General features: G+C 44.0%; 10 protein-coding genes. 7 read left to right on the top strand and 3 right to left on the bottom strand.

The genetic code is table 11. The annotated features are described in order from the left end of the window. Positions 1–458: 458 nt before the first annotated feature. On the top strand, positions 459–2,147 hold the full coding sequence (locus ACVBJC_RS09765) for an NAD-dependent malic enzyme (protein ID WP_447160744.1): 1,689 nt from the start codon (positions 459–461) through the stop codon (positions 2,145–2,147). Between the two features lie 192 nt (positions 2,148–2,339). Here ACVBJC_RS09765 and ACVBJC_RS09770 read toward each other — a convergent pair whose 3' ends face one another. Then, a complete protein-coding gene (locus ACVBJC_RS09770; RefSeq protein ID WP_447160743.1) occupies positions 2,340–2,543 on the bottom strand; it encodes a hypothetical protein in 204 nt (67 codons plus the stop codon). An 820-nt stretch (positions 2,544–3,363) separates the two neighbouring features. On the opposite strand from ACVBJC_RS09770, the gene ACVBJC_RS09775 reads away from it, so the two are divergent. The 3 genes from ACVBJC_RS09775 to ltrA all read left to right on the top strand — a co-directional run bounded on the left by ACVBJC_RS09775 (position 3,364) and on the right by ltrA (position 7,424). Further along, positions 3,364–4,467: a ParA family protein gene (locus ACVBJC_RS09775; RefSeq protein ID WP_447160742.1), complete on the top strand. Its 1,104-nt coding sequence runs from the start codon at positions 3,364–3,366 to the stop codon at positions 4,465–4,467. Positions 4,468–4,471: 4 nt separating this feature from the next. Then, positions 4,472–5,134: a hypothetical protein gene (locus tag ACVBJC_RS09780; protein WP_447160741.1), complete on the top strand. Its 663-nt coding sequence runs from the start codon at positions 4,472–4,474 to the stop codon at positions 5,132–5,134. A gap of 817 nt (positions 5,135–5,951) precedes the next feature. Beyond that, positions 5,952–7,424, top strand: a complete 1,473-nt coding sequence (gene ltrA, locus ACVBJC_RS09785) for a group II intron reverse transcriptase/maturase (RefSeq protein WP_447160740.1) — start codon at positions 5,952–5,954, stop codon at positions 7,422–7,424. 848 nt (positions 7,425–8,272) lie between these two features. Here the strand turns inward: ltrA and ACVBJC_RS09790 are convergent. After that, positions 8,273–8,710 carry a DUF3069 domain-containing protein gene (locus ACVBJC_RS09790; protein ID WP_447160739.1) on the bottom strand — a complete coding sequence of 146 codons (438 nt, stop codon included), beginning with the start codon at positions 8,708–8,710 and terminating at the stop codon, positions 8,273–8,275. A gap of 61 nt (positions 8,711–8,771) precedes the next feature. Continuing rightward, on the bottom strand, positions 8,772–9,296 hold the full coding sequence (locus ACVBJC_RS09795) for a phosphatase PAP2 family protein (protein WP_447160738.1): 525 nt from the start codon (positions 9,294–9,296) through the stop codon (positions 8,772–8,774). Positions 9,297–9,483: 187 nt separating this feature from the next. On the opposite strand from ACVBJC_RS09795, the gene ACVBJC_RS09800 reads away from it, so the two are divergent. From ACVBJC_RS09800 to queG, 3 genes are all read left to right on the top strand, one after another. Further along, positions 9,484–11,367 (top strand): tetratricopeptide repeat-containing diguanylate cyclase, encoded by a 1,884-nt coding sequence (locus tag ACVBJC_RS09800; protein ID WP_447160737.1) that lies wholly within the window; start codon positions 9,484–9,486, stop codon positions 11,365–11,367. A 344-nt stretch (positions 11,368–11,711) separates the two neighbouring features. Continuing rightward, entirely contained in the window at positions 11,712–13,610 is a 1,899-nt protein-coding gene (locus tag ACVBJC_RS09805; RefSeq protein ID WP_447160736.1) for a diguanylate cyclase, read from the top strand. Between the two features lie 136 nt (positions 13,611–13,746). Further along, positions 13,747–14,931 carry a tRNA epoxyqueuosine(34) reductase QueG gene (gene queG, locus ACVBJC_RS09810; RefSeq protein ID WP_447160735.1) on the top strand — a complete coding sequence of 395 codons (1,185 nt, stop codon included), beginning with the start codon at positions 13,747–13,749 and terminating at the stop codon, positions 14,929–14,931. Positions 14,932–14,949: the final 18 nt, after the last annotated feature.

The following is a 14,949-nucleotide window of genomic DNA, read 5'->3' on the forward strand; positions in this document are numbered from 1 at the left end:
ATCAGAAAAGCACTGCCAGCGGCGGTGCTTTTTTTTTAAAGAAGGTACTAGGAAGAAGATCCTAGACTCTAGGGCGCTACGCTGCGAGGGCGGGCTTCGCCCAGCTAGAAAGTGCAAAGGCTTGACGGGCTAAAGCCCGACCTACATATCTTAGGCTCTAGGTTTTAGGACCTAGGACCTTTCTCAGCCTTGCCTATTTTTCCGTAAGCGCAGCGTTCCGTAGTGACGTAGTCACGTTCCCTAGGCAGCAGGCCGTTCGGCTGTTACCGTCTTTGCTTTCTCCGTCTTGGCTTTCATCGTCTTTGCTGTTTGCCTTTCCTAGAGCCTTCACTTTTCCCATATCTAAAAAAGTTAGCTTAATTCGGCCGCAACCGCTAACAAAGATCACGCTTTGTGTTAATCTTCCGTGATTCGCATCACCTGTCATCCAACTAACAAAAATAAAGAAAAGGTTTCCAATGGACGATAATAAACGCCCGCTCTATCTTCCTTTTGCTGGTCCAGCCATTCTTGAAGCCCCTTTGATCAACAAAGGCAGCGCTTTCACCGACGAAGAACGGATTTTTTTCAATCTTGAAGGCCTACTGCCGCACGTGATTGAAACTATTGAAGAGCAAGCCTCACGCGCTTACGACCAATATAAAAACTTCAGCAATGATCTCGATAAACACATCTATCTTAGAAACATTCAAGATACCAACGAGACCTTGTATTACCGCCTAGTACAAAACCATATTACCGAGATGATGCCTATCATCTATACCCCAACTGTGGGTATGGCCTGTGAGCGTTTTTCTAAAGATTATCGTCGTAACCGTGGCCTATTTATCTCTTACGCCAATAAAGACCGTATCGACGACATTCTTAATAACTCGACTCGTCAAAAGGTTAAAATCATCGTTGTGACCGACGGTGAGCGCATCTTAGGCTTGGGCGACCAAGGCATTGGCGGCATGGGGATCCCGATTGGTAAGCTGTCACTTTACACCAGCTGTGGTGGCATTAGTCCAGCTTACACCCTGCCAATAACCTTAGATGTGGGTACCGATAACCCGCACCTGCTTGAAGACCCAATGTACATGGGCTGGCGTAACCAGCGTATTGGCGGCGAAGAGTACACCGAATTTGTCGAAGCCTTTATGCAAGCCGTTCACCGCCGCTGGCCAGATGCACTGATCCAGTTTGAGGATTTCGCGCAAAAGAACGCCATGCCACTGCTAGAGCGTTATAAAGATCAATACTGCTGCTTTAACGATGATATTCAAGGCACTGCGGCTGTAACCGTTGGCTCGCTTTTAGCAGCATGTAAAGCGGCAAACACTAAACTTAGTGAGCAGCGCATTACCTTCTTAGGTGCAGGCTCTGCAGGTTGTGGTATTGCCGAGGCAATCGTGGCGCAAATGGTGTCAGAAGGCATCACTGAACAACAAGCGCGCAAGCAAGTGTTTATGGTTGATCGCTGGGGCATGCTGCAATCAAACATGCCTAACCTTCTGCCGTTCCAGCAAAAGCTAGCGCAAAACTGTGATGATATCGCTAATTGGGATAACTTCAGCGACAACATCTCACTGCTGGATGTGGTCAACAATGCCAAGCCTACAGTATTGATTGGCGTATCAGGTGCCCCCGGTTTGTTCACCGAAGAGATCATCAAAGCGATGCACAGCCATTGCAAACGCCCAATTGTGTTCCCACTGTCGAACCCGACTAGCCGCGTTGAAGCCACACCAAAAGATATTTTGCATTGGACTCAAGGTCAGGCACTTGTCGCGACAGGCAGCCCATTTGAGCCCGTAGTTGTTGACGACACCACCTATGAAATCGCTCAATGTAATAACAGTTATATCTTCCCGGGTATTGGTCTTGGCGTATTAGCATCTGGGGCAAAACGTGTCAGTGATGCCATGTTGATGGCATCGAGCCGCGCGTTAGCCGAGTGTTCACCATTAGCGCTTAATGGCGAAGGTTCGCTACTTCCTAAGCTTGAAGACATTCATATGGTGAGTAAGCGTATTGCGTTTGCGGTGGCCAGAATGGCGATTGAAGAAGGTCATGCTTTAGCGACAACCGATGAGCTGTTGACCTATGCGATTGAAGAGAACTTTTGGACAGCAGAGTATCGACGTTATAAAAGAACTTCTTTCTAGTTCTGAACGTTAGTATTCGCAACGTTTATTAGCGAAGTTGAAATCAAAAGCAGTCATATTTGGCTGCTTTTTTGTTTTTTGGATTTGGGGTTATCTGGTAGTTGGTTTGCTATCAGGCTTTGCCTGACCTTTAAGTTAGACTTCGTCTAACAGTTAACATCAGTGGTGATGCCACATTGGTAATGCATCAGGCTACGCCTGACTAGGGTCGTGAGCTTCCAGCTCACACTCGGGCAAAAGGGGGACAACAGCTTCCCCCTCTTGCATCACCCGAGCCGCCCCGACGAAGTTACATGCATTAGATACGGGCCTCATACTCCAATAAAAATCGCCTAACGGCTCAGATGGGACATCCATGTCCCCCCGAGCCTGAACCATCATCCATGATGGTTCCACGACATTTTCATCTACGTACTTCGGCAACTTCGATGGGGAATGGGTGTTTTCTGTAAGTGTCGCAACTCACTTTTGCCCCAAAACATGTTTACCTTCAAATGAAGGCTGATTACATTTTTTGGGTAGTTGCTACGGGGAAGCGAGTTCTCAATTGTCGCTTTAGAGTTATCAATCGCCTGCTGCGGGTGCTGGACAGGACGTCCGAATGTCGTGATCACATGGATGTGAAGGAACGACCTTATGTGCAGACACTGCCGTGACACGCAACAAGTCCATCCTTGGAAGCTCGGCCATGACGTCCATGTCATGGACGGTCACGGCCGCATCTACACCGGATAATTGGTGCCTTCATTTGGGCCGTGCAGGTTTGATTGCTAGCTTGGAAATGCCCCTTTATCAGTTTCACAGTTAAAAAGTAAGTATGCCAAATGCAACTTTGGCTTTAGAAAAGCTAATGTACTAGGGGTTTACTTAGCAGGAAGATTTTGCCTGCCACGTCCTTTGTTTTTATCGAAGCTAAAATTAGCTTAAAATGCATCGATGAATTTCAAATTAAAATATAATTGTTACATTTCAAAGGTTTAATTTTAGTGTGGACTTGCAATAGACTCGATAAATGTTCTTGTTCAACTTTGCGGAGTGATCAACCAGAAAATCACATGGAAATGAGAGGTTAGTCGCTTTACACCAATAGGTTACATTGATATTTTAATGGAAATTTTTTATAGGCAGATATTTATCCGAGACGCAGGATAAATAAGCTGTTAGCAGGTATGGCGATTACCCGTACCTTGAAGTATCAATACAGGAAAGTATTAAAATGAAAATAATATCGGTTTTCAATAACAAAGGCGGAGTAGGTAAAACAACATTAACTTATCATGTTGCCAATGCTCTGTCAGAGATGGGAAAAAAAGTACTAGTTATTGATGCAGACCCACAATGTAACCTCACTATTTATGCATTAAAACAAGAATACATACATGATCTTTGGGCCACAGAAGACTCCTTTATTGATGAGGGTTTTGAAACATCCAAGAAAAAACTATCAGAGGCTGATTATGGAAAAGTTATTAATTCACCAAGGAGTATTCATTTTCTACTAAAACCTACAGAGGAAGGTACAGGGGATCACGAAAAATTACCCCCACCGATAGTTTTAAATAACAATTTACACATCATACCTGGGCGACTAACACTTCACCTGTATGAAGAAAAAGTTGCAAGTAGATGGACTGATATTTATAGAGGTGAACCTTTAGCCATTAGGACAATTACCAAAATTAGAGCATTAGCAGAAGAGTATGCTGATCTTTATAGTTATGATTATGTAATTATCGATACATCACCAAGTTTAGGCTCCTTAAATAAGGTAATCATCTCTACTGTAGATGGATTTTTTGTTCCTGCATCACCTGATTTGTTTAGCTTATATGGTATAAAAAATATAGGGAAGGCTCTAAGTTCATGGAAGGCGGAGTTTGATGTTATTTATAAATTAATTTCAGATGAAAAAAGGCATGTTTTTCCTGAAAATTTTGTAACTTTCCTTGGGTATACGATATATAACGCTAAAAAATACACGGGTTATAACAAGTGGGATTTAGCTAAAGCTCACCTTAATTATGCAAGTAAAATCCCAGCTACAATCGAAGAAAATATTCAGCTTGAAATGAGGTCACACTTGACTCAAGAGGTAATGGAAGCGCCAATTGGTTTAACTTCAGTAATGCATACTCATAATACATTCCCGTCAATGGCTCAACATTATAATAACCCTATGTGGCTTGTACCTGATTTACCTAATTTAGATAAAGAGCACGTTAGTACTTTAGGTGGTTCTGGAAACAAATACAGGGAAACGAGACAAGGATATATTAGTTTTTGTGAAGATTTATTATCACGAATAGATTTATTGGGGTAATAATATGAGCATGGATGATGTAAATAAAATAATCGCAACATATGAGGATGAAAAACATTATTTTGAACGCTTTATGAATGGTGTTGTTGATACATTTAAATTAGAGCCAAAATTAAATGAATACGGAAATCCGATTATATATACAATAAAGAGTAGGTTAAAAGATCCTGATCATCTCCGAGATAAAATATCAAGAAAATGGGATGATGAAGATCCACTTACGCCAGATAATGTTTTTGAAAGGATTACTGATTTAGCTGGCGTTAGAGTACTCCACCTTTATCAAGATCAATTTAAAATTTTACATAAACATATTCAAAAACAAGTGGATAGTGGAGATTGGTTTTTAAAAGAGAATCCAGTAGCTTATTCATGGGATCCAGAATCCACAAGTTATTTTCAAGAACTTGGTTTAGATCCTAAAATCAAAGACTCTTATTACACCAGTATTCATTATGTGATTATGCCTAAGGCTAACTCGAATATTTGCTGTGAAATACAAGTTAGAACTCTTTTCGAAGAAATTTGGGGGGAAATTGATCACACAATTAATTACCCTCATCCGACAGAAAATATATCATGTAAAGAACAGCTTAGGGTTTTATCTAAATTAGTGTCTACAGGTACAAGATTAGCTGATTCAATATTTAGAACGCACAATCAATAAACTTGCTAAATCGGGTAGCCGGAGGTATCTAGCCTCCTGCCCCCACACCACCCTGCATGCGCCTTCGCACTGGGCAGTTAATTTAGAACACCTAGACTCTCTGGTTAGCTTCTTGTTTCGAGAATGAACTGCGATCCATCCATCTCTTAGTGAACATAAATGCACTTTCTTAAGATAGTCATTACAAATGATAATGCGTAGCATGAACTTTAGAGTTCAAGCCCTAGCTCATTTCTGTCCGTGCGACCTGAGGTCGTATGAAGCGCTGTTCACCGCGATAAGAGTGAACCATCTGTATCACCAGATGACCCTAAGACTCTGAATAAAGCAGCGAGTCTGACAATGTAACGATATTTGGCTTATGCCGAATGGGAACTGAATCGTGAGAGGACGTTCTTCCTGATAACCACAATCGGGTAAGTGCTAGGGTGTCAGTATGATGAACGTAAGTGAATCCATGTAAGGTGCGTTATATGAGAAACAGCGGAAGTGGTTAATACGCTGTGGCCAAAAGGCACGAGAGTTGGAAAGAGATTGGACAGTGCTCTTTCGTGATCAATATTACTCTCCGCACTATAGTGGGCATCTAACCTGACGTTGCGCGACATACGGAACAGGGTAAGCCTGTATTGCTCCCTTTGGGAACGCAGTCTGCGAAGGCTGCCGACAGTAATGCAGGTAAAGGAGGCTAGAAAAAGCGAATGCCGTGTTGTAATGATGCGGATACAGGTTGTTATCTGGCGCGAAAGCGAGCTGACTTCTAGCTGGTCTCCCATTGCAAGATGATTTGAAGAACTTTATTCAAGGAGAAACGCAAATGATGACTTCAATTGAAGTTAGTGCATCTCCTGACAATGCTCAATGGCAATCCATTAACTGGAAAGCGGTTAAGCAACATGTATTAAAGCTTCAAATGCGCATTGCAAAAGCAACCCGAGAAGGTAAACACGGCAAGGCGAAAGCATTGCAGTGGATATTAACTCACTCTCAATCAGCAAAATTGCTTGCTGTTAAAAGAGTTTCTCAAAATAAAGGCAGCAAAACGCCAGGAATTGACGGCATCATTTGGAACAGTGATGCTCGTTGTATGACTGCGGTTAATCAACTGAGTCGAAAAGGCTACCATGCCAAACCACTCAGGCGTATCTACATCCCCAAGAAAAATGGCAAACTCAGACCTTTAGGCATTCCCTGCATGATAGATAGAGCGCAGCAAGCGCTTCATCTTCTCGCTTTGGAGCCTATTTCGGAAACGGTAGCCGACCTCAATAGCTATGGCTTTCGACCTAACCGAAGCGCAGCAGATGCAATAGCACAGTGCTTCAAATGTTTATGTATGAAGCGCTCTAGCCAATGGGTTCTTGAGGGTGACATCAAAGCTTGTTTCGATAAGATAGGTCATCAATGGCTCATCGACAACATTCAATTAGATAAACGAATGCTGAAACAATGGCTTGGATGTGGTTATGTTGATAAAGGATTGTTCTACAAAACAGCAGAAGGAACACCGCAAGGCGGGATAATCTCCCCAACGCTTATGTTGCTCACACTTGCTGGGTTAGAACAATTAGTTAAGTCTATTGCCAGTAAAACAGGTAATAGGGTCAACTTTATCGGATACGCAGATGATTTTGTTATCACAGGTTCTTCGAAGGAAGTGCTGGTTAATGAAATCAAGCCGCAGCTAATTGGTTTTCTACAGGAAAGAGGCTTAACACTCTCTGATGAGAAAACGCACATAACTCATATCGATGATGGTTTTGACTTTCTGGGATTCAATCTTAGAAAGTACAAAGGCAAATTGCTCATTAAACCGAGCAAGAGCAATGTTCTATCATTTTTGAGTAATCTACGTGAATTCATCAGAAAACATCCAACAATCCCCGTTAACGATTTAATCAAAATATTGAATCCGAAACTGAGAGGATGGGCGAACTATTATCGCCACAGTGTTGCAAAGCAAGTTTTCGGTTATGTAGGCCATCAACTTTTCTGGTTGTTATGGCGTTGGGCAGTTAGGCGTCATCCAACGAAAAGTAAGGACTGGGTGAGGTGTAAATACTATATGAATCGCATAGGTGGGTGGCAATTTCACGGCTGGCAGAAGATTGCCAACATGGACTGCCATTTTAATCTGGTTCAGATAGCTCAAACGCCGATAAAGAGACATGTGAAAATCAGGAGCGCAGCCATACCTTACGACCCCGAATACGAAGCTTACTTAGGTAAGCGAAAACGGGCAAAGGAAGGCAGAAACTCTTGGTTTGATCCTGTTTTGGCTGCTATGTAGGGGGCTGGGTAACAGAATACGCCTTAGTGGAGGCTTGAGCCGTATGCAGTGAAAGTTGCACGTCCGGTTCTTAGGAGGGCGGTACTTGGTAACAAGTGCCGCCTATCCGACAGAAATGAGTTTGTAACATCTGAAGTAGCTAATTCTGAGAGATGAATGCTGAGATGTGAATACGGCAGTGACCTTCGGCAGCAGGGAAGCTGTCGTAGAGGCTATAGGGACACTTCTTACGAAATCAAAAGCCGCGCCGAGTCACTGAAGTGTTCGCACATTCAGCAACAGGCTATAAATCTAATGAAACAGAAAATCTAGAACAGGCATAACTCTTTCAAAGCACGAGTCTCACCACGAAGCGCTTCGCTTTCACGGAGGTCACGGAGGTCACGGAGAAGATCGTAGAGCAAAAGTTCAACATCTTGATGACGAGTCTTTTGCTGCTGCTTTTGTTATAGCTGTTGCTTTTCTTCGTGTAGCGTAGCGCTCCGTGTCCTTCGTGGTAAATGAGATCTTGCCCAGTAACGAGCTAGGGCTTTAGCCATAACTCCAAATGCCTAGAATGACGCTTGTCTAACCTAGTGTAGATGCGGCTGAGACCGTCGAAAACATGGATGTTTTCGTTGAGCTCACATGGATGTGCTTGCAGCGTGTCACGGCAGTGTCTGCACATGCGCAGGCCGCAGGCCATTGGAACCACTAATGGTTGATTTCAAGCAATGCTTGAATAAGTTTGCGTTGCCAAAAACCATACGCGAAATAGCAGAATGACTAATCTCAGCTAACAGAAACAAAAAAGGCTACAGAAACCCTGCAGCCTTTTTAAACTAACTTTTTAGCAAAAAGCTAAACCACTATTTGCCAGCAATCACTGTCTTAATGCTATACAGCATTGAGCGATCCGTTCGGGCTTTCTTAAGCTTGCGAACACTCTCTTTAAGTGATGCGTCAGCTAAGCGAGTGAAAATACCGTTGTATTCTTTCTCGGCAATCTCATCGTCAGTCTCAGCCATCTCGGCAATGTCTTGGGCAACGCGGCTAAGTTGAAACCAAGCGTTAGCAATGTAAAAACCATGGAAGTCTTCTTTCGGCAATAGGTTCTTGGCGCTCGCAGGTAGTGCATCCCAACCTGCGCTGAACTTAAGATCGGTATCTTCAATTAGCTCATTGCAAAGGTTTGCATAGGCTTCGAACAATCCCTCTGGAATGTCGCTCATCGGCATTACTGTGTTGCACACGTTTAATGCTACTTGCTCGGCGCGTTCTTTGTACGCTGCTGTTACTTCAGTCATTTCTTTCTCTCTACAGATATCGCTAAAAATTGTTTCTACAAACTGTTTCTATTCATTCACGCTAGAACTTACCGCTAACATATAGGCCGTAATGACCATTGCCAACCACTGGCGTGATGGTGATGCCTTTATATGGGTCGGTAAAGTATAGGCCTGATAATATGCCTATTGCGGCGCCAGCTAATACGTCTTCTACATGGTGCTTGTCGCTTTCTACGCGGGTATAGCCTACGTAAGTCGCACCTATATAAGCAGGTATAGCCCACTGCCAACCGTATCTTTGCTGCACAAAGGTTGCCGCGGCAAAACTGTCGGCGGTGTGCCCTGATGGAAACGAGTCATCGCCTGAGCCATCGGGGCGGTCTTTATCAACGCTGTACTTAAGGCCTTCCACGACTAAACGTGACACTATCCCCGTTTTGGCCAGCTGCCATGCGCCCTCAAAGTCGTCTTCATAAATAAGGCTTGTGCCCAATGCTGCGGCAGGAATTAATAGGTGCAATACATCACCTGACTTTTCTAAATCAGATGCTGCAAACGTTGACCCACTTGCCAGCAACAGTAAACAAGCAAAGACTTTTCTCATCCTTATGACCTTATTGACGAACTATTTTAAGGCCGTTGTTATACAGGCTGCTCAGCACAAATGCAAAAACTTGTCTAAGGTGTGATCTATTTGCGCTTACTCGCAATTTAAGTTTAGTTAAACTTCGTTACCATCGTGTATCCTACTGCATGAATATAAAGGACTTTAATACATAAAATAAATCTCAATGAACAAGCTGACCCTGTTACCTCTTTTTATGCTCGCCCTAAGCTTACTCTCTGTAAGCCGTCCAGTTACTGCTACTGAAATCGATATAATTCAAGCTGACAAGCTATTTGATATGTTCGATAGCGGCGTCGTTGAAAATAACGCCGAGAGAAAACAATACCTCAAAGAACTCAAATCATTAGTGCCTAAAAATGACATTGCTAGGCAGCTACTTTTAACTCGCGCCACCTGCTGGTCATTTAACATGAATGATGATGCTGAGACTGCCCAGGCCCTATTATTCGCGAAAGAGGCCCTAACCCGACCAGAGTTAGCCAGTTTTCCCGATGACAAATTAGATTTAGAGCTTTGCTACGCTTGGTTTTCAGAGCAAAGAGGCGATGTAGCCACCGCCGCCGCCTATTACGACCGACTCGTAAATGAAGCCTATAAGCTTGAAAATTTACGCCTGATGGCTGACGTGCGCATGATGCGTGGATTTTTAGCATCCCTCCAAGGTAACTACACCTTGGGGCTCGAAGACTTAATGACGGCTAAAACCCTTTATAAAAGTCTCAATGTCACAACCTGGGTACAACACAGCCTATACGAGATCGCGACCATCTATCGCCGTTTAGGTGATCAAGACAATGCCATTCGCTATTTCAACCAATTACGTGAGAGCCACATTGATAACGAGCAGTTTGATAAAGCCAATGTTGTGAGCTCATCAATTGCCATCGCAGAAGAAGAAGCGAATAATTTTGCTGAGGCTAAAAAGCTGTTTTTAGAAAGTTACCACTACTGGGATAGCAAAGGTGAAGCGTTCAAAAAAGCAGGCGTAGCCGTTAATATGGCGGGAACCTTAATCAAATTAGGAGAGATCAACTTAGCCCGCCAGTATTTAGACGAGGCCGCCCACGCTATCACTCCATCTGCGTCAGGGTTTTATAATTATATGCAGTTGTTTTATGCTCAGGTTTACTTGGCGCAAGGGCAATTTACCCAAGCTCACAACAGCATACAGTTAGCTCGACAAGCCTTTCAGCGAGTCAAAAGCTTGCGGGGTCTGGTGCAGCTGCAACTGGTAGAAAGCCAAATATTTCTTAAGCAGTACGATTGGCAAGCAGCCTATCAATCGCTACACAAATATATGGAGCTTCATATGGAGCTCGATAAAAAAATATTCTCTCGCTACAACACAGAGATGCGAACTCGCTTTAATGCTGAACAAATAGAGGAGGAAAATCGTCACTTAATTGAAAACCATAAGCTCAAAGAACTTGAGTTGGCGATGCTGGAACAAAATGAGGCGCAGCAATGGATTATCATTTTCATGGGTAGCATCATTCTGATTATCGTGTCGATTTTTACCTATAATCAGATACAAAAGAATAGGTTACTGTCTGTGTTAGCGCTCACAGACGATCTCACTCAGCTGCCTAACCGGCGTTATATTTACACTCAGGCCCAGCACCATTTTGAGCGTGCAAGCAAAACCCAGCAACCTTTGTCGGTTATTAGTTTCGATGCTGATTATTTTAAACGCATTAATGACAAGTATGGCCACGAAGTGGGCGACCTGACCTTAAAGCTGCTCGCCAATACCTGTAGAGAAGGGCTAAATTCTAAGTATGACGCTGCCAGAGTAGGCGGTGAGGAGTTCCTCATTCTTCTGCCAGATACAGATAAAGCCCAAGCCGTTAAGATAGCTCAGGACCTAGTCAATCAAGTTCGCGATGCTGATTTCAGTTCATTCCCGCCGGACTTCTCGATTACTATCAGTGCTGGCGTTTCGATGCTTCGCGAGAGTGACGATAAGCTGTCACTGCTACTAAAACGCGCCGATGACGCGCTTTATTTAGCAAAAACAAACGGCCGAGACCAGGTTAAAATGTGCTAAATGGCTAGGCTACTAAGGCTATTCTTTAGGCTTTTAACTGCTGCTTATTAGCGATATACCTAAGGCCTGCTATGTATAATAGCAGGCCTCTCCCCCTGTAATTCCAGTTGCAGTAACCGTCCCAATTACAGCCCCTGTTACTGCCCCCATTCTCGTCAATAGTACTGGCTAAGCCTGCATTCGCTTGTTATAGATGCAATCACACGCCATAACTAAGCAATGCACTAGAAGAGGTATTTGAGCATTCGCCATGATTGATTCTGTTAAAAAATAACTAAAATATATATTTTATCGTGTATGCTTGTGCATGATTATCAATGACTTTAATGCTAAGAAAGCGCTAAATGCCCAAGCCGTTTTTGTTAATAAAACTCATTCTGTTTTTAAGCTTACTTTGTGTGAGTGTTTTCGGTTATGCCGAGCAAAACTATGCAGAACAAAGCAATGCAGAAAAAGCCGATGCGATTTTTACACTACTCGATAGTGGCACCGTTAATAACAACCAAGTTCACCTCGCTTATGTCGCCGAGCTTGAAACGCTAATCGCTAAAGATGATATCGCAAGAAAGATGCGCCTAACCCGAGCGCAGTGCTGGTCATTTGATCCATTTAAAGAGGGAGAGGCAGCCAAAGCATTAGCGTTTGCTCAGCATGCACTTACCCACCCTGATCTAGCTCGCTTTCCTAACGACAAGCTAGATTTAGAACTCTGCCAGGCCTGGTATACCGAGCAAGACGGCAATGTTGAGCTAGCACTGCAAGGCTACAACAAGGCGATCAATCAAGCTTATGCGCTTGAGAACTTACGCCTAATTGCCGATGCCAGAGGTATGCGCGGTTACCTTCATTCTTATCAAGGTAACTTCACCCAGGGGCTAGAGGACTTAATCACCTCGCAATCCCTCTATAAAAGTCTTAACTTACCCGCTTGGGTCAGTATTAACCTGTACGAAATCGCCACTAGCTATCGCCGCTTTGGCGATCAGAAAAATGCCATTCGCTACTTTAAAAAGCTCGAAAAAAGTAAAATAGAGAGTAAAGACTTTGATGCCGCAAATAGCATTTCAGTCGCCATTGCCATTGCCGAAGAAGAGTTAGGGAATTTAGAGCATGCCAAGCAACTGTTTGAAACTAGTTACTTGTATTGGAAAGCTAAAGGGCGCGAACTCGAGCAAGCAACTGTCGCGGTCAATATTGCAGGAACGCTAATTAAACTGAGTGAACTTGATGAAGCAAAGCGATATTTAAATGAAGCTAAACCTTTTATTTTGCCATCTGATGAAGGTTTCTTCAGCTTCATGCATCTATTTCTCGCTCAAGTGGATTTAGCCGATGGTCAATTATCCCAGGCCCATGACAACATAGCACTGGCGCGTAGTGCCTTTAAACGGATAAAGAATATACGTGGCTTAGCACAGCTGCAGTTGGTCGAAAGCCAAATATTTCTCAGTCAAAATAACTGGAAACAAGCTTATCTGGCGCTTAAGCAGTACATGACTATCCACAACGAGCTTGATGCCAAACAGCTATCAAGCTACACCACCGAAATGCGCACACGGTTCAATGCCGATCAGATAGAGCAAGAGAATCGTCATCTCATCGAAAACCAAAAGCTCAGAGAGATAGAGCTGGCCATGTTGGAGAAAAATGAGCTCCAGCAATGGATCATCATCTTGCTAGGCGGCTTTTTGATGCTGATTGTGTCGGTGTTTGCTTACAAGCAGATCCAGAAAAACACATTATTATCAAAGTTGGCGCTCACAGACGATCTAACCCAACTACCAAATCGGCGCTATATCTATAGCAAAGCGCAAACATGCTTTGAAGAAACAAAAATAAAACAGAGCTGTTTTTCAGTCATCGCTTTCGATGCAGATAACTTTAAGCTGATTAACGATAACTTTGGACATGAGGTCGGCGACCAGGCTCTTGAGTTACTCGCTGAGATCTGCCGCAGTGCCCTCGCCCCGGAGCATCAAACCGCGCGTGTCGGCGGCGAAGAGTTTTTGATTATCCTGCCAGATACCGACAAGGCGCAGGCCTACAAAATAGCGCAAGCCTTAGTGCGAACCGTCTGTAATAGCAACTTTAGTCAGTTCCCACAGGGCTTTAGCATGACCATTAGCGCTGGCGTTGCCAGCTTAATGTCAAGCGACGACAAGCTGTCGCAGCTGCTAAAACGCGCCGATGATGCACTCTATCTAGCTAAGAGCGAAGGCCGTAATCAAGCTAGAGTGAGTTAGCCCATTGAGAGTCTAAGATGAGTCCAAGAAGAGTCGAATAACATCTCAGGATACCTATTTACTCTCAATAACTGCTATCATTAGCGCTTACTTAAAGCCGTTACTTTCGCCGATACTTTTCGCCGACAATAGACCTATGTCTGACTCTTCTTCACAACTTGCTGCAATCGACACCTTAACGCCCACTCAGCTCGGCGAATTAGCCCTTAATATTAAAATATGGGGTAAAGAGCTAGGCTTTGCTCAAATCGGTATTTGCGATACAAACTTAAGCGCTGAAGAGCCAAAATTACAGCAGTGGTTAGACAAGGGCTATCATGGTGATATGAGTTACATGGCCAATCACGGCATGATGCGCGCTAGACCTTATGAACTTCACCCCGGCACTAAGCGGGTTATTGCCGCTCGCATGAACTATCTACCACCCGAAGCCGGTTTTGCGGTTAACCTTAAAGACCCTAATCTTGGCTATATCTCGCGTTATGCTGGCGGGCGTGATTATCACAAGATGATCCGTAGCCGCCTTAAAAAGCTCGGTGATAGAATCGAAGCTGAGTTGAAAAACCTAGGCATTAGCAAACCAAACTCTCGCCCTTTCGTTGATTCTGCCCCTATTTTAGAGCGCCCTCTCGCCGATAAGGCAGGCCTTGGCTGGACAGGTAAACACAGCTTATTACTCAACCAAGACGCTGGCAGCTGGTTCTTCTTGGGTGAACTATTAATCGACCTGCCTTTGCCCGTCGATATTCCTATTAGTGAAGGCTGCAACACGTGCGTAGCGTGCATTAAATCTTGCCCGACCAACGCGATTATTGAGCCTTACGTTGTTGACGGTAGTCGCTGTATCTCTTACTTAACCATTGAGCTACAAGGCGCCATTCCAGTAGAGTTTAGACAAGCTATTGGTAACCGTATTTACGGCTGCGATGATTGCCAACTCGTCTGCCCAGTAAACGCTAACGCGCCACTCACCGATGAAACCGACTTTCATACTCGCCCCTCACTTAAGCAGCCACAGCTACTTGAGCTGTTTGCGTGGAGCGAAGCTGAATTTTTAAAGCTCACTGAAGGTAGCCCTATTCGCCGGATTGGCCATGCACGTTGGCTTAGAAATATCGCCGTTGCGCTGGGTAATGCGCCCCACAGTGAAGCGATTATCGCAGCGCTTGAGGCCCGTAAACTATCGAATGAAGTCGATGATATGGTGATAGAGCATATTGATTGGGCTCTACAGCAACAAGCAGCAGATGAGCAGAACCTAAGCCGCAAAACCCAAAGGGTGATCCGCAGTGTCGAAAAAGGCCTAGCGCGGGACGCGTAGGCCTAATAACAGATCATT

The organism is Shewanella sp. 0m-6 (assembly GCF_052977325.1).